Annotated in this window: 15 protein-coding genes and 3 pseudogenes; 9 read left to right on the top strand and 9 right to left on the bottom strand. The window is 32.1% G+C overall.

Annotated features, from left to right (window positions below):
- Positions 1-48: 48 nt before the first annotated feature.
- From AC0NJG_RS22890 to AC0NJG_RS22870, 5 genes are all read right to left on the bottom strand, one after another.
- Entirely contained in the window at positions 49-696 is a 648-nt protein-coding gene (locus AC0NJG_RS22890) for a recombinase family protein (RefSeq protein ID WP_474063491.1), read from the bottom strand.
- 250 nt (positions 697-946) lie between these two features.
- A complete protein-coding gene (locus AC0NJG_RS22885) occupies positions 947-1,963 on the bottom strand; it encodes a Gfo/Idh/MocA family protein (RefSeq protein ID WP_474063490.1) in 1,017 nt (338 codons plus the stop codon).
- A 189-nt stretch (positions 1,964-2,152) separates the two neighbouring features.
- A complete protein-coding gene (locus AC0NJG_RS22880; protein WP_474063489.1) occupies positions 2,153-2,536 on the bottom strand; it encodes a DUF6262 family protein in 384 nt (127 codons plus the stop codon).
- Entirely contained in the window at positions 2,529-4,550 is a 2,022-nt protein-coding gene (locus AC0NJG_RS22875; RefSeq protein WP_474063488.1) for a tyrosine-type recombinase/integrase, read from the bottom strand. Before AC0NJG_RS22875 ends, AC0NJG_RS22880 begins: the two co-directional genes overlap by 8 nt.
- A 14-nt stretch (positions 4,551-4,564) precedes the next feature.
- Entirely contained in the window at positions 4,565-5,662 is a 1,098-nt protein-coding gene (locus AC0NJG_RS22870; protein ID WP_474063487.1) for a tyrosine-type recombinase/integrase, read from the bottom strand.
- A gap of 81 nt (positions 5,663-5,743) precedes the next feature.
- Between AC0NJG_RS22870 and AC0NJG_RS22865 the strand changes: the two are divergent.
- Positions 5,744-6,487, top strand: a pseudogene (locus tag AC0NJG_RS22865) (Tn3 family transposase); the annotation flags it as partial.
- 396 nt (positions 6,488-6,883) lie between these two features.
- Here AC0NJG_RS22865 and AC0NJG_RS22860 read toward each other — a convergent pair.
- A complete protein-coding gene (locus AC0NJG_RS22860; protein ID WP_474063486.1) occupies positions 6,884-7,660 on the bottom strand; it encodes a DUF2278 family protein in 777 nt (258 codons plus the stop codon).
- A 342-nt stretch (positions 7,661-8,002) separates the two neighbouring features.
- Positions 8,003-8,296, bottom strand: a pseudogene (locus AC0NJG_RS22855) (DDE-type integrase/transposase/recombinase); the annotation flags it as partial.
- Positions 8,297-9,023: 727 nt separating this feature from the next.
- Here AC0NJG_RS22855 and AC0NJG_RS22850 point away from each other — a divergent pair.
- Together AC0NJG_RS22850 and AC0NJG_RS22845 are read left to right on the top strand one after the other, a co-directional pair.
- The gene (locus AC0NJG_RS22850) at positions 9,024-9,242 is read left to right on the top strand and encodes a hypothetical protein (protein WP_474063485.1); all 219 of its coding nucleotides are present in this window, start codon (positions 9,024-9,026) and stop codon (positions 9,240-9,242) included.
- 219 nt (positions 9,243-9,461) lie between these two features.
- Positions 9,462-9,552: pseudogene (locus AC0NJG_RS22845) on the top strand (IS6 family transposase); the annotation flags it as partial.
- Positions 9,553-9,886: 334 nt separating this feature from the next.
- Here the strand turns inward: AC0NJG_RS22845 and AC0NJG_RS22840 are convergent.
- A complete protein-coding gene (locus tag AC0NJG_RS22840) occupies positions 9,887-11,869 on the bottom strand; it encodes a serine hydrolase (RefSeq protein WP_474063484.1) in 1,983 nt (660 codons plus the stop codon).
- 793 nt (positions 11,870-12,662) lie between these two features.
- On the opposite strand from AC0NJG_RS22840, the gene AC0NJG_RS22835 reads away from it, so the two are divergent.
- Together AC0NJG_RS22835 and AC0NJG_RS22830 are read left to right on the top strand one after the other, a co-directional pair.
- Positions 12,663-13,232, top strand: coding sequence for a methyltransferase (locus AC0NJG_RS22835; RefSeq protein WP_087952120.1), 570 nt, complete (start codon positions 12,663-12,665; stop codon positions 13,230-13,232).
- A gap of 411 nt (positions 13,233-13,643) precedes the next feature.
- On the top strand, positions 13,644-15,059 hold the full coding sequence (locus AC0NJG_RS22830) for a phosphatidylinositol-specific phospholipase C (protein ID WP_474063483.1): 1,416 nt from the start codon (positions 13,644-13,646) through the stop codon (positions 15,057-15,059).
- A 186-nt stretch (positions 15,060-15,245) separates the two neighbouring features.
- Here the strand turns inward: AC0NJG_RS22830 and AC0NJG_RS22825 are convergent, their stop codons facing one another.
- Entirely contained in the window at positions 15,246-16,622 is a 1,377-nt protein-coding gene (locus tag AC0NJG_RS22825; protein ID WP_087952122.1) for a lytic polysaccharide monooxygenase, read from the bottom strand.
- A gap of 1,475 nt (positions 16,623-18,097) precedes the next feature.
- On the opposite strand from AC0NJG_RS22825, the gene AC0NJG_RS22820 reads away from it, so the two are divergent.
- The 4 genes from AC0NJG_RS22820 to AC0NJG_RS22805 all read left to right on the top strand — a co-directional run bounded on the left by AC0NJG_RS22820 (position 18,098) and on the right by AC0NJG_RS22805 (position 23,719).
- Entirely contained in the window at positions 18,098-19,141 is a 1,044-nt protein-coding gene (locus tag AC0NJG_RS22820; RefSeq protein WP_087952123.1) for a Fic family protein, read from the top strand.
- A gap of 855 nt (positions 19,142-19,996) precedes the next feature.
- Complete coding sequence (locus AC0NJG_RS22815) at positions 19,997-21,490, top strand: spore germination protein (protein WP_087952124.1); 1,494 nt, start codon at positions 19,997-19,999, stop codon at positions 21,488-21,490.
- 1 nt (position 21,491) lies between these two features.
- Positions 21,492-22,595 (top strand): GerAB/ArcD/ProY family transporter, encoded by a 1,104-nt coding sequence (locus AC0NJG_RS22810; protein ID WP_474063482.1) that lies wholly within the window; start codon positions 21,492-21,494, stop codon positions 22,593-22,595.
- Positions 22,592-23,719 carry a Ger(x)C family spore germination protein gene (locus AC0NJG_RS22805; RefSeq protein ID WP_087952126.1) on the top strand — a complete coding sequence of 376 codons (1,128 nt, stop codon included), beginning with the start codon at positions 22,592-22,594 and terminating at the stop codon, positions 23,717-23,719. Before AC0NJG_RS22810 ends, AC0NJG_RS22805 begins: the two co-directional genes overlap by 4 nt.
- Positions 23,720-23,885 lie beyond the last annotated feature (166 nt).

Here is a 23,885-nt window from a genome sequence, read left to right as displayed (position 1 = left end):
TAAAAGAAACCGATTTTTCTACTCTAAGAAATTTTCGGCTCTAATTCGTTATAAGTTAGTTGCTACTTTGTTTTCTTCATATTCCTTCACTATTTTATAAAAAGTATTTTTCTTCAGATCTAATAGCTCCATAAACTTAACTCCTGTTATTTCTCTATTTTTCCACTTTGGATAAGTTTCTTCTATTATAAGTGATTGCTTTGTGCTTAATGTTGAAAGGTTAAGTTGAGGACGTCCTAAGTGCTTTCCTTGAGATTTAGCTACCGCAATCCCTTCCGCTTGTCGCTGATGAATTTTTTTACGCTCTTGATCCGCAACGTAGGATAGCAAAGATAAAAATTGATCTTCCATTAATCGGCCCATATCACACATATCACGAAATTTCCGACTATCAAATAATGTTTCATTTTCTAAAACTACGATATCGGCTTGTAATTCTCTTGTTATATGCTTCCATTCTGAAATTACCTCATCATAATTGCGACCCATACGATCTAAGGCATCTATGTAAACAATATCACCTGTACTTAATATTTTTCGTAATAATTGATATTGAGGGCGATCAAAATGTCGTCCACTTGCTTTATCGACAAAAATGCGTCGAGCTTCAACTCCTCGTTCCATCATCTTATGTAACTGACGTTGTTCATTTTGATCTTTTGTACTTACACGTATATATCCATAAATATTTGCCACGTTTTGATTACTTCATCATGAGTCAGATTTAATAATTGAAGAGCATTACACAGATACAGCTGGTTATCAATACCTTTTTATAAAAAGGTAGAATTTAAGTGTGTTCTTTCATTATAGACATGTATTTAAAGAATGGTTTAAAAATGACTAACGATTCCAAATTGCTAGCCATCATATTCAATAATCGCGCCCTCTTCTGGAATAAAAATATCAGCTTATATTAGCTAGTTCGTTTTATTGAATAATAAATTTAATTCGACAGTACGCTATCTATAATTATTTGATTTTCATGCCCATCTACAATGGTTGGCAAATCTCTGTCTGATTTATTAAAAGTAATATTCTCGTAAACTTTATCTAAAAAAGGATAAAATGCTTGATAATAAGCTTTTGCCTCTAACGATAAAGTTGGAATGGTCTGATCATACGTTTCAACTTTTATTTCTTCTAGGTTTTCACTCGCTTTGCCCAAAAATAGTGTTTTATCATCAATTAAGGTGATGGTTCCAAGACTTCCAAATATTTTTAAGTTTGAACCAAATCCGTGGTGAACCCCTGAGATAAGTTGAATTGAAAAGGTACAGTTCCCTTTCATCTTACCATGAATAAAAAAGGCATCATCAGAGTCCCTAAGTTCTCCTGGTCCTTCTGGGACGTGAGTGTGTGTTAAACTATTAATAGTTATAATTTCGTCCTGAACTAGCCATCTAAGACAATCAATCATATGTGTTCCTAGAGCCCCTAACATACCACCCAACTTTTGCTTTTCTCCCATCCACCCCCTTTTGTTAGTTCGAAGATTCTGATATTGGGGGGCGGAAATGTGATATTCAAAATGAAGGATGTCACCAAGTTCACTTATAAGTTCTTTGACTTTTTGACGAGCAGGATGATACCGCCATTCAAAATCAATAAATACCTTTGAATTATTACTCTTAGACTTTCTTAGCAACTCTTCTGATTCCCTACTATTCATTGTAAAAGGTTTCTCGCATACTACGTTTATACCTCTGTTTAATGCGTGTTTAACCATCTCAAAATGATAAATCGGAAGAGAACTAACAAATACAAGATCCAACTCCTCTAAATCTAACATTTTGGTCCAGTCTTTATAATGAGCTGGAGAATTGTCCTCATTAGATAAATCTTTTGGCAACTGATGACGCATCATTGTGCTAACAGCAGAAACATTCATCTTAGGATGAGTATTTATTATAGGCGCTTGAACTGTTAAGCCAAAGCCACCTCCAATTATTCCTACTCTCATTGCCTAGCCTCCCTGTATTTACTTAGTTCGTAATCCTTCCCTTTTCTGGAATACTTAAAAATTCAAGATACACCTTTTTATTTCCTTCTTTACTCCAGAATATGGCCCGATTGTGGAATATAACTTATTTTTTAAAGCATTGTCATATTACACAAAAATATCAAACAGGGGAGTGAAAATCGTGGGAACTTAAATCCCCTCATAAATTTTCCCGAATTGAATTTTCAATTGTTCTTTAATTTCTTTATTTTCCTTTTCTAAATCTTTGACTCGCTTCCGCAAGGAAGCAATAATTACATCTTTTGATGCGTCACTCATATTCCTTTTAACTTGTTTTATTGAGGGGAGACCTTCTTGTTGTTTGCGAAGTGTTTCGATTCGATCTCGAAGTTCTGTATTTCTGTATAGAAATGCCTTTGAAACCCCTGATTCTTCAGATACAGAGTTGAAATTGATTTTCATCTGTCTTTTTATCATCTTTTTGATCGCTTCTTCAACTTTTTGAATGGTCTTTTCCGTTTTCAACTTCGCATGTTTTATAATACCTTCGGTATTTGGATTATTATTAGACATTTTGCATCACCTTCTCACGTTCATCGCCAACATACTCACGTCTAGTTTTATCTAAACCAAAGATCCCACCAGTGTGTAATAATCCACTTGCTAATTCTTTATATCTTTTTAATTTGGGTTCAATTAACTCAATGGAACGTAACCTTCCGGATTTTTTGTATATTTTAATATCAGCTTCCATTTTAGATATCTGTCCTTGATAATAGTCGAGAAAAGTCTTGTCAACGTGAAAACTTCGGCAGTTGTTTTTAATACACGGTAGTTCCAATGTCTGTTCAAGAAAATCACAATGAAGTTTTGGGCTTTTTACACAAAATCCATGATCTAAACGAATGGAGTCCATATTGTGACGTATCCACTCCAGTTCAACTTCATTTTCTTCAGCCTGTTGAGCTAAATCAGCGGCAATAACTTCTCCATGAGTATCTAGTCTTACTGCGCCATTATCTCGAGCCTTTTCCCATTCATCACGGAGTGTATGGTCATGAATTTGAGCATAGACTAATGTCATTTCAGGACTGGCATGTGCCATCAGTTTTTGAACATGAAGGATATTCATTCCGTTATTAATCAAATTAACACCGTATCGGTGTCGAAATGCATGATTTTTAAACCAATAAATTTCTCCATCCTTGTCCTTGATATTATATCTATTAGCTAGTTTATTAAGATTAAGCTTAATGGAATCCTGAGATATGGGATTACCCCTCCTTTTTCCTTTTAGTATTGGAAATAAATATTTCTTAGGGTTCGTGTCCGAAGTTGATATCTTTTTTGCAAGTTCTTGCTGTGCTAAGACAACATTAGCAATCTCTTCTGAAATAGGAACTTTATGATTTTTATAGCATACTTTTCTTTGATCGCCGATGATCCACCAGCCATCTTCTTGATTTATTAAGCAGTCCATTTTAAGTGATAAAACGTCACTAATTCGAAAACCTGTAGCTTCCATTAGAAGAATTATAGGTATATGATCTGAGGAAAGTTGGTTAATATGGTAAACTAACTGTTCCCATATTTCATCTGGAATATATTTAATTTCATCAGCTTTTGCTCTTTTCTTTTTAGGGATATCCTCGATTGACAATAGTGAAATTACCGACTTTTCCGGAGCTTCTTCCCATTCGAATTTCTGTATGTATGAGATAAACGTTTTAAGATCTATTAAAAAACGATTTACATAATTGTAATCTGGATTAATTAAATATTTTCCCTTTTTAATAGTGGAATGTCGCAAGTATTCAATGTACTCCTCAATATCCATTCTAGATAGCTGGTTTAATTCTTTCCATTCGGGATGTTTATCCTTCAAAAAGGTGAAGAAAAACGAAAGTCTATTTAAATAACATATTGCTGTAGAAAAGCTAATGGATTGCTGAACAACTAGGCGAGTCTTTATATATTTTTTAAATAATTGTCTATAAGGTTGTGGAACCTTCGAAAAGTCTAATGAATATCTACTGATTGTATTGTTATAATTAATCCTCAATTTTCTTACATCCCAACAATCTTTATCTGTTTCTTCCCGTTCATCATAAAAGTGATAATAAAAATCATAAACTTGAAGAAATAGTCTAATATATAATGATGGTTGAACTGTTGGAGACATCCATGGTGATGACTTTTTCCGGTGTACAATCTTAACTGATTTTCCTTTCTCTACAAGAAATGTTCGATATTCTGTTAGAAACTTTTCTTTCGGTATATCTATAATAGAATCCAAATTAGCATAGTATCGGGAGATGAATTCTGTAAAAACTTTAAGACATGGGGAATAATGCATAAAAGCATAGGTAATCGAAATCCTTGTCTCCCGTAACCCCTTATAAAAATAATATTTTAGTTCATTTTTTAATCTAAGATTGTGTACCTTATCAAAAATCAATTTTCTATTCCAATTATAGTGTTTATCCAAGAAGGGACATTCTTGTACATTCCACACATCATTTGCCCAATATCCAAGTAATGGTTCATTTATCTGCTCCAAATGGTGGGGAAGGGGTTTAATTTCCAATTTGCTCTGTATCATTATTTATCTCTTCTTCCCATTTTATTATTTGATTGAGCTTGTTCCCAACTTCCACGTATGGTTTCATCGGATGCATGGATATAAGTCTGTATGGTTGTTTGAACGTGTGCATGCCCTAATAACCTCTGTATGATGGCAATATCTACTCCTGCTTCATGTAACTCTGTGGCATATGTATGTCGAAGCATATGAGAGGTGAAATCTATTCCTGTTTTTTTCTTCATCCGTTTAATTAAAGAACGTACAGAACTATCAGTCATTGGTTTACCACGATTTGTTCCAGTTAAGGTGATAAACACATAATTGCTATCAATTTCGTAAGAATGATAGTCTATTAGATAATCTTGAAAGAGATTCATAGTCTCATTAGATACATAAACTTTTCGTTTTTCTCCATCTGATGTTTTAGATTTCCTCACCGTAATAGCGTTTTTACCTATATCAAAATCCTCTACCCACAAAGAAAGGGCCTCTCCAATCCGTAATCCTCCTTCATATAATATACGGAATAATAATTCATCCCTTATATTGCTGCACGCATTACGAATTACTTGCAATTGGTTTTTACTTAAAGTTTTGACTGTACGTCTTGGCTCCTTAATCTTAAGAATGTTTTTACCAAATGAATTATCTTTTGTAATATGATGAAGAAAAGGTTTAAATGTCTTGAAACGCCCTGGTACTTGCTTTTTCAATTGATCGGATATATTTTTTCCGTAATCCTCATTACGAGCCATATATTCATAGAACCCGATTACACACGTTATGATGGTATTTACTGTTTTTTCTGATCGTTTCGCTAAGGTCTCTTCAAAGTAAATAACTTTTGTAGATTGGTCAGGAATCCTCAGCCAACCGATGAATCGAGCCAAAATATCAAGGTTTACTTCTTGATAGCTTAACCCACACTCCTCTAGAAATTGAAAGTAGAGCTTTAGATGATAACAGTATGATTTCAGTGTGTTTTCAGCTTTTCCAATGTTATCTAAATGCTTTATATACTTTGCAACCGGTATGACAGGATAGCCACTCTTGTCGATTAACAGATATCTTTTCCTCTCTTGAATTAGAACTTCTTGTACTTTCAATATTATCACCCCCTGATTTCATAGGATACTATATATCCATAAATTTCATAGTACACATAATGATTCTTTAAAGAAATCTAAAAGAAGTAGTTGTTATCGTTAGATACGTTAATAACTACTTCTAATACTAGTACAATTAATGCTGGCTATACGGATCAAGTATTTGGTTTAACACATCTGTTAGGATTTCGTTTTGCACCACGATTAAGAGATATATCAAGTTCTAAATTATATACAATTGGTTCTCCTAAGGATTTTTTGAATATAGAAGGACTTATCCGAGGGCAAGTAAATATGAAATTAATTTATGAAAATTACGATGATGTTTTACGTATCGCTCATTCTATTCGAGAGGGAAAAGTATCAGGTTCACTTATTATGGGGAAATTAGGTTCCTATACCCGGCAGAATAAAGTAGCGAAAGCGTTGCGAGAGATGGGAAGAATCGAAAAAACTATTTTTATCCTAGACTACCTTTCGAACAAAAATTTACGAAGAAAAGTTCAACGAGGTTTAAATAAAGGAGAAGCAATGAATTCATTAGCACGAGCAATCTTTTTTGGGAGACATGGAGAATTTCGTGAACGTGCTCTTCAAGATCAATTACAACGAGCAAGTACTTTAAGCATTCTTATTAATGCTATCATCATATGGAATACTGTATATCTTAGCCAAGCTGTAGAAGTGTTAAAAAACACAGAGGGTTTAGATGAAAAATTATTAAAACATGTTTCACCTCTAGGGTGGGAGCATATTAACTTTCTGGGAGAATATCGATTTAATTCTAGGAATACAACAACAATAGACACTCTTCGTCCTTTACAACAAATCTAGAAATAAGAGCCGGATTGTCCTTAGAGCAGGAATTTCGGCTCTTTTTTTGTCGAAACTTGCTTAGCGTATATTTTCGTTAAAATGTGGGCGGTACCCCATTACCGGATGCTATATATTCTTTTTCTTCCACACCCAATTGTTGCAATCCACTCCACTTATCTATTCCGTTTGGACTTATGTCTAAGATTCCTTCGTTTCCATGAGAGTGAACCACAACATTCAATTTGTTGTGCATTAGAACGAGAAAAACTAATAAAATGGGTTGCTAATGCAACACAATTTAAAAAAACCCTTTAGATAAACAAATCCAAAGGGGACAAAACATCACGTCTATTTTATAAACACCGTGACTTTATTTAATAGAAACACAAAACAGTAAAAATCACTTAGAACACTTTAATTGGATGGGGGATTTAGTCTATGACCAGTTTGATTATCTGTTTGAAAACTTTGGGACTGAAAAGCTAAAAAAATCGCAGTCCATGTATCTTCAGAAGGATAATGAATAAGCACACCGCCATCCTGCCAAACACCATCATCACACATATGATCCTCATTATTTCCTTGATTCATATGTATATCATGAATCCCATTACCCGGTATAAAGTCAAAACATTTATCCTTACAGTTTTGTTCCGGTCCCCATCTTGACCCAAAAGCATAAACAAATGCATCCTTCGTTATCACATTATCAAAGTGAGTGGCTATTTTCTCTTTGAATTTATTATGATTACTGTCGTCATTCGGAAGAATAGTGAAATCACTTTCTTTAACGAGCCCACCCCTAACATAATCAAGTGCATAATCTTGACCTTCTACCGATTTTAAGGCGGTGTAACCCTCTGATAAGGTAGATATTTTTGAAAGAATGTCATGATTGAAATTTTCCATAATACAGTATCTCAATTCTGTGTTGTCATGATTGGAATTTTTATTACTACTTGTAGCGGAGTCTTCTGATTTTATGTTAATAGCTAGCCTGTAGTCTATTCCATTTGCAACAGTATGAACCTGATAATGATGATTTTCTCCATGACATAATCCAGTATCTTTCACCTTGCATTTCAATACTCCATATTTTTCAAGTCCTTGAATCTTACATGGATCTTCTTTTTTGCTGCAAGGATCTTCTCTATGATGAACATGATCATTAAAAGATGTTGATGAAGCCATTGTTTAATCTATACCTCCTTTTAAACTATACATATTATAGTATGATTTATTTCAGGCTTTTTTATGTAAACATTTAATATTGTTCCGCAAAATTCATTAAATTTTTTAGCGACATTCGGTTCTGATGCAAAGTTCGGAAAAGCATAAACTCGTTTACAAAATACGGTTATAGTTTAAGCAGTTTTGAAGAATTGCTGTAATTCATTGTACGTCAAAAAAACGAAGTTTGGTTGTTACAAACTTCGATAAGGTTGTTGAAATGCTTGATTGTACAATGAGTGGTACGTTTTACAAGCCTTGTTCTTTTAATTTGTTAAATACGCAAAGTAACGCTGCGGTTTGGTCCGATGTGTGACCTTCTTTATCAATCGCACGATATAGGTAACACCATTTTCTTTTGACTTTGATATAAGTCTCATCCAATTTCCAAGATACATATATATGCTTATTTTTCTTTTTCCAAATTTGATAAATCAAATTTACATATTTATGAACCCATCGCATGGTGGTTGTGGGATGAACAGATACACCACGTTCGTTCAAAATTTTAGATACATCCCGATACCTTAAAAGAAAACGACAGTAGTCGACGGCTACCAAAATAATATCTTTCCTAAATTGTTTTCCTTTTGCAATATATCATTTAGGATTCTCCTCACTCTATTTTGCAAAAGTTTAGCTTACTTTCAAAAAATTTGCAACTGAACCGAAAATAGCAACGTCATTTCAATTTCAAGAATAGTCTTTTAGGTTGATGGATGTACGGCAGAACCCCTTATAAATAAAAAGTTTAAAACAAGCGTACCAACACTTGGTTTTCAGTGTTTTTTATATCTGTCGCTCATACGGTCGATTGCACGACACAAACCCCTTTATAAAGAGATTTTTCAACAATTTTCATTCGTGTATCGAATAATAACAATATTGTGGGAGCAGATGCCTTTAACACTTTAATATATCAAATTATACTGATTCAACTGAATGTGAAAAGAAAACCAAGATGGAACATCCACCTTGGTTTTTAATGGGAAATAAAGATACTTTCAATGTTTCCTTTTTCGACAAAGAGGAATGAATAATCATACCCATAGCAAAAAATAGTGCAGAAGCTGGAAGAGATATACATCAATAATATTCGCACGACACGGTGAAAATAAAAGCAACCCCAGCCATCATGGGGACCCACCTTTGCTTTAATTAAGGAAAATTTTTTTATGAAAGCTGGTTTCGTTACCATAATGTTTGGAAGATTACGAAAGCATATTAAAATGTTTATTGTAATAAAATAACATTGCTCTCACCTTCGTTCAATTGTAAAAAACTCGAACACAATCATAATTTTTTTAAATAAGGAGGCAGGATTATGAATCAAAATCAATTTACTGGAATTGTTGAAAACGGAGAGTTTCATATAAAAAATAGAGATTGTAATGATGTTAAATTAACCAGAATATCTCCGATGGCCGCACAAACTCCAGAAAGCGCACTAATTGACCTATCCAATTACGAAGGAAAAACAATTACAGTTAGCGGGAAGGAAATGGGTTGTTGGATTTTCTCTGCAAAGGTCATTAGTAAGTAGATTCACAATATTTTCAAACTGAAATGATTAATTTAATGAGATTTGTCTTAATGGAAACATGGCACTGCCCTTGGTTCCATTAAGATTCCAATATTGATACACTGGTTCTGGTGCAGAAAATCTATAAAACCTGGACATACTGATACTATTACTCTAAAAAGGTGTGTAATCGGTATGAAAAAGAAAAATTTGTATAAATAGAGGCATTACCATCCTTACATTATTTTGCTTAACGGTTAGATGATATCTACAGTACTGCCCCAGTTTTCGTGATTTGGTGGAAATGATGGCGGAACGTGGTTTATCTGTAGATATGAATCGTTTCATCTTTGTTGGTAACTAATGTATGACTGTGACCTTGCTTGGACTGAATCCCCTTGTTGTAGATTTTTATTTTATTATTAATAATTACGGTACATGAAATTATTAATAATAAAATAAAAAAAGCTCCCCTGAAAGGAGCTCCTTACATTACAAAACACTTAAGAAATTCTTCTAATAACAGCTCTACTTAAGATTTGGAGTATGGTTATAACTCATCCCTCCCTGTTTGTTACGATAAATCATTGGTCGAAGACTAATCTTTTTCTGTGTATTATTTCAAGCTCTTTAGATTTTTTTTGTGAAATTTACCTCAATACAAATTAACTAGAAAACAAAACGTAAAATAACAATGCAGCTGCCTCTTGTCGTTTCATACTTTGTTTTGATAGATAATCTGCTGATCCATCTTCATTATATATAACCTCAGGCCCTACTAAACGATGACCTACAATGTTTTTCACGGATTCTATTGCCCAATCATCAGTTTCTCCCTTTAATGTTGCATCTGCAGATGGCGCTCCTAACATTTTTAAATACTGCCAGGTAATCCATGCTGCTTCTTGTCTAGTAATTTCACGGTCTGGATGGAATTGTTCCCCTTCTTTTTCATATAAAATACCAATCTCATATAACTTTTGAATATGTGACGCATATGGATGATTTTTCACATCTGAAAACACTGGTTCTTTTTTTGAAGGTGGCGTAAAGTAAGCGATTTGAGATAACCAATATGCAAATTCTGCTCGTGTAAGAGAAGATTCTGGAGTGAAATTCCCCTCGTTATTTGCTTGTAATACCTCGTATTGATGTAAAGGATTTATAAACTTAGCATATGGATGATTTTCATCTACGTCTTTAAATCTCTCAGGCTCACTTAGCTTCACCGCTGAACTGCCAGAGTTCCAATGTATCATTTCTTTCACGGTACCATCTTTGTGAAGTTTAAACGCCATATAATTCCCTTTTTCATCCTCAAATAGTAAAGGGTCTATTTGTTTTAGCTCCTGTTTACCATATGCTTTATCACTTACATATAACTTTCCTTCACTTATGTTTACATGTGACATTAGGTTTTTTAATCTCAAATCACGGTAAACCCCTTCAAATTTCTTTAATTCTTCTTCATTAGGCTTTAAATATTCAGGCTTTGTCTTATCTGGGAAATATTCATTCATAAAATCATCAAATACTTCAACAGGTAGTGCTGAACTATCTTTATTTGTAACAACAAAAACTCCAATTTTATAATCTGGAATTAACCACATTAAAGATGAAAAACCTGGTATATTTCCACCTTTACCAAACACATATTGCCCATTATGACTTTGCGGTGAAAAGAACTCAAATCCGTATGTCATATTAGGGTATTTGGGATGTAAAGCAAATTTTGTTTTTTGCATATCTTCTACAGTTTCTTTTTGTAGTATTTGGTTATTTTTAAATTTACCATCATTCAATTGAGCAATCATGAAATTGGCTACATCACTTCCTGTAGAAAACATACTCCCTTGTGGCATATCTGTCGGTCTTGTTTGATAAAATGGGATGGCATTACCTTTAGCATCATATCCTGTTGCTAACTTTTCTTTAATAAAATTAGTCATAACAAAACTACTATTATGCATTTCTAGAGGGTAAAAAATATTTTTGGCCATATATTTGTAAAAAGGTGTGTTTGTCAGATTTTGAACAATATACCCTTGAAGCATAGAGGCAAAATTATCATATGTATATGTATCTCCAGGCTTTCTCACTACAGTGGGCATATTATCTTCTACATACTCTTTAAGCATTGTATAATCATTTTCTTGATAATGGATGTCCTGGGGTCTAGGATCTACGTAATCAAACCCTGTTGTATGGGTAAGTAAATGTTCCATTGTAACTGGTTCACCCATGTTATTTTGGTACTTTAATCCCCCCATATAATTTACTATATCTTTATTTAAATCAATTTTTCCTTGTTCAACTAACTGCATGACAGCACTTGCAGTAAAAACTTTTGATATTGATGCTAATCGAAAAACTGTTTTTTTAGGATCAATGGGAGTATTCTTTTCTTTATCAGAAAATCCGAATCCCTTTTGAAATAGAATTTGATTATCCTTTACAACGACAAGAGCTACACCAGCTGCATTTTCTTTTTTCATTTTCTCTGGAATCACTTTATTGGTGAATGCTTCTACATCTTTAGGATTTAATGTTATAGGTGCAACAGTTTCAGCTTTTGAACAATTGCTCCCCAGAAAAACTAACAAAATACAGACACTTACAGCTATTAACCTTTGAAAATAAATTTTCATTCTCTTATTCCTATTCCCCAAATTAATTCCCCCTTTAATACTAGATTTATTGATTAATCAGCTATAGGTTAATTAACCATATTTTACCATTACACGATTATTTTTCTAATCTTTCTTCTATTCTGTCATTTGTTAACTGTCCGTTTGAGGAATTCGTCTATATATAATTAGTTCTTAGTTATAGAAAATGATTTAGCATAAAAAATGCTAGACAGTCTTTAATATAGACTTTTGTCGGCAAGTTTTTCCTAACATCCTATATACTGAAAACACCCATCCTTTATCATTGATAAAATTGGATGAGTGTTTTGTAACGCTTTAATTATTCTATTCTTACTGGGCATTAAGATATCTAAATGGATCAATTATTACAGTTAAAAAATCGTTCAAAAGCTTACTCTAATTGATTAGGCTATCCCCGCATCCCTTGCGGTTTGAAGCCTTATCGCTTCATTCTTTAAAATAAAAAATGTGAAATTTTATATCATTATGTAAGACATTTAATATCAAATATATTACATTCACTATGAAATTAGTTTATTTATAGGATTTCTATAGATAAACAAGGTACTAAATTGACTCTTAAGAAGTCATTACTATTAAATTTGTCTAAAAATTGAAAAAATATGTGTAGATAGATATCATCTTAGATACATATATAATTAATTTTAATTACCTGACATAATTCCATATCATTCTTAAACCAGTTTTTTGTGCATTATGGAATAAAATATTGCACCATGTCAGTTTTTAAAAGATTATATATCAAAACTTTAAGAGAGGAAGAAAAACTATGAAGATGAAAAGAAAAATCATGATGACAACAGTACTTACAGCTACATTAGCTACAAGTGCACTATCTACTACATCAGTGTTTGCTGCAGAAAAAGAGACTCCTATCCAACAAAAAGAGGCTCAAATGAGTATTCAACCATTAGCACAAAATAATTTAGAAACAGCTGTTAATGCTGCCTTAAATGGTCCAGAAGTCAAAAAAATAAAAGTATTTGAGCATGAATTTAACGTAAAAGAAATAGAAGTAGTAAATTTAGGTGCAGGAAAAAAATATGTTAAGGGACAAATTTCTCATCATTTAAGTTTCCGCCCAGATGATCAATTTTATTATGAGTTTACTGTGCAAGATGGAAAAGTAGTAGATAAGCCTGTATTTAATATTGATAGAGGTGGTTGGACACCATTTGCTGCTCCACTTTTATCAATTCTTGCTGCGTATAATGGAATTCCAGTTAATCCAAATGATTTAAATGCACTTGGTCAGCAGATTGGTAAAGTTATAGATGGAAGCTGGGAACATGCAGCCCAATCTATCGCAACTGTAGTTAGTCTAAGTTTTAATGAGTAAAATGTTTTAATTTTTTATTAGCATTGTAGGGACCACTTTTCCTAAATAGCCTTGTTACAAGAAATTCCTGAAACAGCTATAAATTGATTTTTACCGCTCACTCACATTATCTTAATTTGTTAAACCACCTTATCATTCATAATATGTCACAAAATAGAAGTCTTTTTAAGGCTTCTGTTTTGTTTGTATACAATACGGCAAAAAGCTTATTTTTCACCTTTTTATGCTTCTATTCTTTAAGAATCCGTTTGACTATTAGATACAATTCATTACAGTAAACTAATAATATCTCAAGTTAGCTCACTACCCCTTTTTCAATTACAAAAATTCATTACATTAGGAATAGGAAACAATAAATATAGTCAAAAACCACCTTATTATAGCCATTATTTAAAGGTCAGGAGAGATAAAATGAACAAAATAAAAATGAAAAATTTCTTTAAAGTTAGCATCCTCACTTGTTTTACACTAGCAAATTTAGGTACACCATCAACTATTTTAGCTGATAGTCATCCAGGTTATTCCTATGAACCCAATCTGGGTTATCAAAATCCATCGTGGATGTCAGAAGTAGCAGATTCAACAAAATTAAGTGAACTATCTATTCCAGGAACTCACGGTACAATGGCTTTACATGGGGCAAGTTTTCTTGATGAAAATTTGACAAAAAATCAAACCATGAGTCTACCTCAACAATTAAATTCTGGAATTCGATATGTAGATATGCGCGTTAAACGTGTAAAAGATTCTTTTGCAATGTATCATGGCATTGTAAATCAAAAAGCTATGTTTGAAGATGTATTAAAAGAGACAATTCAATTTTTAAAAGATCATCCAACAGAAACAATATTAATGCGCTTAAAAGAAGAAACTACACCTGAAAGTGGATCTCTATCATTTGAGGAAATATTTTTAAAATATAAAAACGTTAATGCTTCATATTTCTGGAATCCTAATTCCGTACCAACTTCAGATAGAAATAACCCTGCTTTAGGAGATACCCGTGGGAAAATTGTAATCTTACAAAACTTTACATCCACTCAATTGTACGGTATTGATTACGAAGGTTTGAATATACAAGATAAGTTTGAAATTGGAAGCGGACCAGATGAAATATATGCAAAATGGATTGAGATAAAAACCCATCTACAAAATGCAAATACTAACTTTAATAATGGAAAAATTTATCTCAACCATTTTAGTGGTACGGGAGGCGCAGCAGCATTTTTAAATAATGTATATCCTTGGTTTATTGCAAGCGGAAAAGAGAGCAGAAATACTGATAGTAGTCCTAAATTGATTCAAACGAATTCCACAAATGCATGGAGTGATTTCCCTCGCGATAGAAACGGACAAGTATACTATGGGGGAATGAATACACTTGGGACCGAACTCTTACAAAAAGGCATAATTAAACATTCTGGTATCATCGCAGCTGATTTTCCTGGTCCAGGTTTAATTGATAGTATCATTAAATTAAATGGTATACATTCTAATGAAAAAGAAATATTAATTTCGCAAATATCATCTGAATCTAGTCCATTATCCGGACAACAAAATCGATCCAGTCAAAACTTTAAAATTGATAGTTTACCTGTAGGTACCAAAGAATTAAAATGGGTTATTGAGCCTTCAGAAAAAGATTATTCTTCTACTATCTCTTTCAATGTAATGATTGATGTTTCCCTAGGAATAGATTCTACTCGTTGGAAAAACATTTCACATGGGTCTAGGACTGAAGCTTACACAAATACTAAATATTATATTGCAAGTCCAATGGGTGCCACTAACAAATTCACAGTGAAAATATACGCTATTACAAATTAGAAAATAAAGAATCCCAATGAAATTCCATTGGGATTCTTTTTTAATTTCATTTCGTAAATATTAGGATGGGGTTTAAATCTTATTGATTTATTAGTATATTATTTAAACCATTAAGGGATTTATATTTGGAACGACCCTTTACTTTCAAGGAAAAATCCAAAAATGTTAACTACATTTTCCCACTTATCATTTATTCAAAACTGGCTTCCAAAGCGATAGGGCAAAAATCCAATTTGTGTCACCATTGCCTTGGTAATCTTGAACTGCTTCATACACTTTTCCCTCATGTACTACTCTATCACCTTTTGTATATGCTTTTCTTGCATCCCATTTTTCATATGTGGAATCCTCTGACTTTGTTACTACATTTAATACATCACTTCTACTAGATTCATTTCCAGCTAAATCGACCGCCGTCACTACATATTTATACGATGTATTAGCCTTTAATTCTTTATCCATAAAGGATGTATTAGCCGTTGTCCCAATTTTATTCATAACTCCAAAGCTTTCTCTATATACAATATAATGGTCTACACCTACATTATCTTCAGACGGGCTCCACATCAAATCAACAGTGGTCGCTGTTGTACTCATACTATGTAATCCTTTCGGTTGAGTCGGAGCTTCTATATCTGGGATTTCATTTGTTGTCTTAACCTTTAGTTCCTCACTTTCTTTTGATATGTTTCCAGCAGAGTCTAACGCCTTTATTGTATAGGTATATTCCGTATTTGCTTTTAGTTTTTTATCTATAAATGTTGTACCTGGTACCGTATCAATTACTTCCCCATTGCGTAACACTTGATATTCCTTTACACCTATATTATCCATAGAAGCCTTCCATGTTAGTGCAACACTATTGGCAGTAACTTTAGACGCATTTAATTCAGTTGGTTGACTTGGAGCTACTGTATCGGGAGTTTCATTATTTACTAGATTTACATCAATTACATTATAAAACGCATTTGACGTATCCGCTACATCCCATACAGCTAAAATAACATGATAACCATTGCGATCAGTTGGTACATTAATTGTATGTGTTAGATTATTTGATGCGGCAGAACCATCATGTTTCACAGTTCCAATTGGTTCTAATTCAGCACGTGTTAATGGTTTATTAGAATCCCATCCCTTTTTTGTAATGTAATAATGCCATTTACTTGTAGGATGTGCAGCTGTATATTTCCATGTAAAGGTATTTGCTCCACCCTTAATCGTATTTTTGAACCAACGATTTGCTGTTTGTTGATCAAGAATTCCTCCAAACAGTCCTCCTGCCGAAGCGATTTTTCCATCAATCGGTCCCCCATCTGGGAATCCTTTAGGTGCTTCTAGGCTTTGAGGTTCGTACATTATATTTCCACAATTTAAATTCAATGCTCCATAATTCTGACTACATAAAGCAGCACGACTGCTTGGCTTTTCAACAAATCCATGTGCATAAGCACTTTGAGGAATCATAGTAATAGCCGTTACCCCTGCAGCTAAAACACAAGCACCAATTCCTTTTTTACTTTTTCTTAATCTTTCAGATTTAGATGTAAATTTCAAATTCATTCTTGTCCCCCCAATATATTATTGTTATCGCTTATATAATAGCAATATAGAAATAAACGAACAAATTACTTATAAATCTACTAATACCTCTCATACATTGGTACATTTATTATTATTTTTAATCACATATAAAAATAAAATATATACAATAAGTCTATTTTGTAACATTATGTATTAATAGAAGAATAAAAACCTCATTTAATTTCACAAAAAATTCAAATATTAATTTAAAGATTTATATTTAACTTTATGTAGAAGAAATACACTTTTAAAGTAAAAAAGACTAGAAGAAACTGATATTATCAGTTTAGTTTCTTCCAGTCTTCACATGTCTATTATATAACTTCCAAATAAATCATTTCCAAAGCTTAATTTGCACATGTTTTCTTAACCTTAAACAACAAAATACATAATCTACTTAAATTCACATGGTGAATGTACAGAAACCCTCTAATCTTAGATATATACTCCTATAACCACATAACTAAAGTAATATATATTGATTAGCTTCTAGATGTTCAAACTCATATATTAATAGTACCAGAGTACCAGACTGAATGAAATACCCACCACTTTGCAAAACATAAAGTGGGAGCTTCTCGGTTACACGACGAGATTAACCTTTCGTTTCCCTGATCGTTTGTCCAACTTAACTTTATAGTCCTTTTTAATAGTCATCTCCTACCCTGTTAACCCTTATTTTAAACAAATCATCAAGAGATTGATTATGTAAGATAAGAAAGAGAATTAAAAACCCAATTTCCCCCATAACATTCTAACAATTTATTGTATTATTTTTACCTGATAAGGTACAGAAACAAAGGGAAAAACTTCAGTATGCTTGAGGTTTTAACTAACGTTTTTAGGGTGAAACGTTTAAAGGGTACATTACTGAATTTTTATTAAATGTTCCTGTACCTAGTATTTAAATTAACTTATGTCAAACTATTTTACAATACAAGTGTTTAACGTTACATATTTCTATATTTAATGGTATATTTCATCAACATACCTCCCCTAATCTTTATGCTAAATATAGAAAATTAAGCTCGTTAGGATTCATTTTTGGAATTCTCATCATACCAAATGAATTGATTGGGCATATAACTGTCACAAATTAATAGTTTATTTTTTTTAACCATGAAAACTTTATTACCACTTCAATATTTACTTTTAGACTAAAACACATCTATAGCTACTTAATAATCCTTTAAATAATCTTTCAAAAGAGTCGATAGTTTTATTTTTTTATTGTACATTTGTACATTTGATGTTAGGATTATGCCTATTAAAATTGAATCCTAACGATTCTTCTTTATAATTCCTATATTTTTATTATCACATAAAAATATAGGTTCTAAAACATGATCAAAATTAGAACAAAATTGTCGTTATTTTATCATGATGTCATGAAATACCTTTAGAATGGAATGATATATGTAACAACGTGTTAAGGGGTTACAGGGGGAACAAAAATGAGAGACTTTTTTGATGATAAGTATAAAAATATTGAATTAAAAAGGAGGTTAATCAATTTAATAAGTGAAATTAGCGAATTCAAAGGAAAATTAGCTGCTTATCAGGAACAAAACCCTGACATATTTAATAGTTTAGAAAAAACTATACCACTACATTACATAAAAAATTTCACTACTATTTATGAGGATATAAAAGTTCCTAATAAAAGATTAAAAGAACTTATTTTAGATGATATAGTACCTCAAAATATTTCAGAAGATGCTATTTTTTGTTATTATCAAACACTTTCTTTTGTACATAAAAACTCCTGTACTTTATCAATTAATCCAGCAACTATACAGGAATTACATTTTCAACTAATACATTACCTTACCTCTGACAGTGACAAATGGCGTGAAAAACCTTTTATTATTCCAGGTATTCCTGAGCATGGAATGCACTTGAATAGTTACCGCATTCTTCCGCATGAACTCATTCCACAGTTTATGGAGCAATTATGTGATCAATACAACTCATTAAATACTAGTAAGGGGCTACATTCACTTTTATTAATAGCTCGTTTTATATTAAATTTTTATTGCATAGTCCCTTTCAATCAAGGTAATGGTAGGCTAGCATTTATGTTAATGCAGTTGCTGCTAATTAAGAGTGGACATACATTTGTAAAATATGTATGTTTGGATAAGTATATTAAGAAAAACGAATCTGAATATTACAATTCAATTTATAAATCTTCGGTAAATTGGTACTGCGAGGAACACAATAGTAGCTTTTGGTTAAAAACGTTTTTAACTATTATATTAGAGGCTTACAAAGATCTGCATATCACTGTTCTTGATTCTATATGTAAACATACTAAAGTCGAGAGAATTCAGGATTTTATACTTAAACAAAAACAACCCTTTACTAAGGAAAGTATTCGTAACCGATATCCAGACATTGCAGAGAGTACAATTAGTAAGGCTTTAAATTCCTTGCAATTATCTGGCCATATTAAGCTAGTTTCAAAAGGAAGAAACGCAAAATGGACTAAAGTTTGACCATACTTTTTAAAACTCTTACAGTTCATAAATTCAATGGTAACGTTATCAATGGTTTTCATGACTTTAGGTTCAAATTCATTAAATTTCATTTTAATTTTAGGCTATTATTACTTTAATTATTTCTAATTCCTACAAAAATTTATAGGAAAAGGTACGTTTCCCTTCACCTTTTCCTATAAAAATATTATATATAAACACAGATGGATTGTCGAAAAAAGTCGTATTTTACTATTTTTTCTTTATTTTCTGGTTGTAAACGTTTCAATTTCATGTTACCATCTTAATCAAACAATAGATGGTAACATGAAATTGAAAGTATTTCTTTCCCTTAGAAACATATAAATGTACGGTAATCTCGAGAAAATAAGGCGAAAGCAATATTTGATACCTACCAAAATAACTAATAGGAATTTTGCGCATATATTTTTCTGTTAATTCAGAAAAAACATTTTGTCCCTAAACAAAATTTGTTAGCGCGCAAACTTTAATTACACTAGTACACCCAAATAAATGTAATGTCTTTTTAATTGAGCATTAAGATATGAAAAAAGAATTCTTCCTACAAAATTCAGCTGATGAACTTAAAGACATCTAAATTACTACCTTAAACGCCATCTATTGTTGACAATATATTTACCAACTATGAAAAAGAGCCTACCAAGGGTTCTTTTTTGTTATAATCATTCAAATTTTAATTCTATCTTGATACTTAGCTTTCCCCACAAATCACCTCTACTTTTTTGCTCTCAATTATTAATTTCTATTCCCAATTTGTTTGAATTTGTGAATAAAATTCCATCTTATAAAAATAATAAATACAACAAATCGTTATATATTAAAGAGGTGTCAATTTTGTCCTTAAATGAAGAGACCTTAGAAACTAAAACAGATAAAAATATTGAAAAAATCCAAACAAGTAACTTAAAAGAACTTAAAAATACATTAGATAATATCTTTGATATTAGTGCAGATTTAATTGAACACCCTTTGCAATTAAAAACAAATACGAATATTCTACTATATTACTTTGAAGGCCTTACTGATGGTGTTGCTTTAAAAGGCAATGTTGTTACACCATTATTACAAGAAGTAAATGAAGACAATCAAATATTTAATTCTAATATTATCGCTACTCATACCAAAATAGTATATACATGGAATGAAATTAAAGAAGGATTACTTGAAGGTCAATGTGTACTATTTATGGAAGGAGAAAATCGTTCACTTCTAATAAATACAAAAGGCTGGGCAGAGAGAGCAATTCAAGAACCAATTTCAGAAGTTACTATTAAAGGATCGCATGATGGATTTATTGAGAATGCCACAAAAAATATAGGCTTAATTCGTCGATATCTTCCTTCTGCAGAGTTAAAAATCAAAAAGCTGACGATTGGAGAACGAGCAACTTCTGTTGTTTATTTAATTTATTTAGGTGACGTTGCGAATGCAAATGTAGTTCAAGAAATAGAAAACAGAATCTGTAGAATTAAAACAGATGCGGTATTAAGCATTGGTGAACTATCTAATTTTACAAAAGATCAAAATTGGTCTCCTTTTCCACAGGCTTATTTAAGCGAACGCCCTGATGCTATTTCAAAACATATACTTGATGGAAAAGTAGCAGTGTTAATGGATAGATCCCCTGGCGCAATGATTGTTCCAATGAATTTAATTGGATTCTTTCAAACTCCAGATGATTATAATATTCATTGGCTCATTGCATCATTTTTTCGCTTATTACGATTTGCAGGATTTATTATAGCTATTTTTTTACCAGCATTTTATATAGCTATAGTCTCTTTTCACTTTGAAATCATTCCTATAGATTTATACACTTCTATTGCAACGTCAAGAGTCAAAGTCCCTTTCTCTCCCTTATTGGAAGCTTTTATAATGGAAATCACACTAGAAATGCTACGTGAAGCTGGTATTCGCTTACCACAACCAATTGGACAAACTATTGGAATTGTTGGAGGGATTGTAATTGGACAGGCGGCTGTTCAAGCTGGTCTTGTGAGTAACGTTATGGTTATTATCGTATCTATTACAGCTATTGCTTCATTTATTGTTTCTAATTATGATTTATCAAGTTCTATACGCCTTATTCGTTTTCCAATGATGTTATTGGCTTACTTTTATGGGATTGTAGGTATTGTTAGTGGATTAATGCTCTTATTTGCTCATTTTGTTTCATTAACTTCCTATGGTTCACCATACGGATTGCCAATCGCACCATTTCGTCTCCAAGAATTAAAAGATTCTTTTGTAAGATTTCCTATTTCTATGCTTACTAGCCGCTCGAGCACAGGACAGCCGAAACAAAGAAGGAAAAAAGAAGGTGGTTAACATGGGAAATCTTAAATTCCAAAACATAACTTTATTCGAATTTATTATTTTCATTCATTCACTGCAACTTGCATCAGGTATGTTAATTATGCCAAGCCCACTTGCTGCTACTGCTGGCACAGACGGCTGGATTTCGATTCTTCTTGGATGGATAGTTACTTCTATAATCGGCGTATTTATTATATTAATGTTACAAAAAAATCCTAACAAAAATTTCTCACAAATCTTAAAAACATACTTTGGTAAATGGATAGGGACAATTCTTTTTCTTTTATATGCCTTTTATCTATTTTTTGCTGGCTTTAATACTTTATTAAAGGCAACTGACATTGTAAAAGTGTGGATATTCCCTTCCACTCCTGCTTATCAAATTACCATATTATTACTATTACCTTTTATTATTTTAGCCTTGAGTGGGTTAAGGGCTCTTACTAGTTATTCTATGCTTGTTTTCTTCTTAACTACTTGGATGCCACTATTTCTTCTTTTTTCACTTAAGACTAACTACAATCCTTTACACCTACTACCGATATTTAAAGAAGGTTTATACCCTATTGTAAAGGCAACAAAAGAAACCATTACTCCTTATGCTGGCTTAGAAATTGCGTATTATATATATCCGTTCTTACAAAAAAAACAAAAAGCCATAAAAGGACTACTAATAGCGAATACTGCAACCATGTTTTTCTATCTATATGTGACTATTCTTTCTTATATATACTTTAGTCCGGAGGGGATAAAAGACGCAATTTGGCCAGTATTTCATCTGTTAAAAGGGGTTCGTTTTTCTTTCATGGAACGATTAGAAATTATCTATATCGCTTACTATTTAATTGTATTTTCCACTACAATATATCCGTATTTATTTTTCAGTTTTGAATCTGTGACCAGTTCACTTCAAAAAAACGCCCGCAATTGGGCGCTGCTTGCTTTTATGTTATTTATTGTTGGCCTATTTATTTTCCTAAATCCCGATGTGGATCAATATTTGTTTATATATTCTCTTATGGATATCTTAAATGTCATTTTCTTCATTCTATTACCAACCTTATTTTTCTCTTACAGCATTTTTTTTACTTGGGTTACTAGGAGGAAACAACTTTGATTCGAAAATGGATATGGATTGTAATTTGTTGTGTATATATAATTGGTTGTAGTCAGAGAATCCCACTTGAGAAGGTTTCATTAATCCTGTTAATTGGCTTGGATAGAACCCCTAATGGAGACATAAAGGTTGGAACAAGCATACCACTCTTTCATCATAAGCAGCCCAAAAGAACTATAGAACATTGGACACAAGCCTCAACTGTATATACTGGATTCAGTAAGATAGATACGAAATTAACGGGCTTTATGACAGCTTCCAAAGCTGAAATCATTTTAATTGGGAAAGAATTAGCGCGAGAAGCAAATTGGTTACAGGAGCTTGATTCTTCTTACCGTGATCCTTACGCTACTATTAATGCTAAAGTAGTACTTGTAGATGGACCTGCAGAAGAAATTTTTAAAATTCAAAAGCCTAGTAAACCATCACTGTCATCTTATATAAATGGTGTAATCGCATCCTCAATTCAAAATAACCAATCCGTCTCTTCTACACTTCAACAATTAATGAGAGAACAAAATGAAGAAGGTATGACGCAAACTGTTCCAATTATTAAAAAAACAAAGAATGAAATCGACACAGTAGGAATTGCATTTTTAAATCACCGAGGAAAATATTTAACTCATGTCCCTAAAAAAGATGTTAAATTTTTCAATCTTATAAATAAGCAAAAAAGTAGCGGCCGAATGATACTACACCTTGCGCTTCCTCCTAAAAAATCCAGCAAAAAAACAAACACTTCTATCTTCGTACAGAACGCGACAAGGAAGGTAGATGTTACTTTTCAAAATGGAAAGTTTGTATTTAATCTCGATATTAATGCCAATGTAGGTTTAGTAGAAAAAACTAATTCGAATTTAATTAAGGGGTACTATGATAATAAAAAAAATATATATAATTTAAAAAGTGCTATTCAAAAAGAAATTAATAATAATTTACAAAATATATTAAATGAAATACAACAGAATAAAATTGATCCAATCGGATTATCCCTATATGCTAGAGCTTTTCAATATAAAGAATGGAAAAAAGTAAAAGGAAATTGGTCGCAAGCGATAGCAGAGGCTAAAATAAATGTAAAGACACACGTCAAAATAAAAGATACTGGGACCATTAGAAATTAATCTAGCATTTAATAGCATTTCTCAAAGGAATCACATATTGTTTTAGTGATTCCTTTGAGAGAATAATGCTTTGCTTTAACGAAAAGACAGTATATGCAATTATTCATTTATTTGTTCTAGTTATGAAAATATCTATTCTTGTCAAAAATGCTCAGTTCAAAGAAAA

Source organism: Bacillus sp. SSR7 (assembly GCF_055902415.1).
This window is presented reverse-complemented; position numbering and strand designations above follow the sequence as displayed.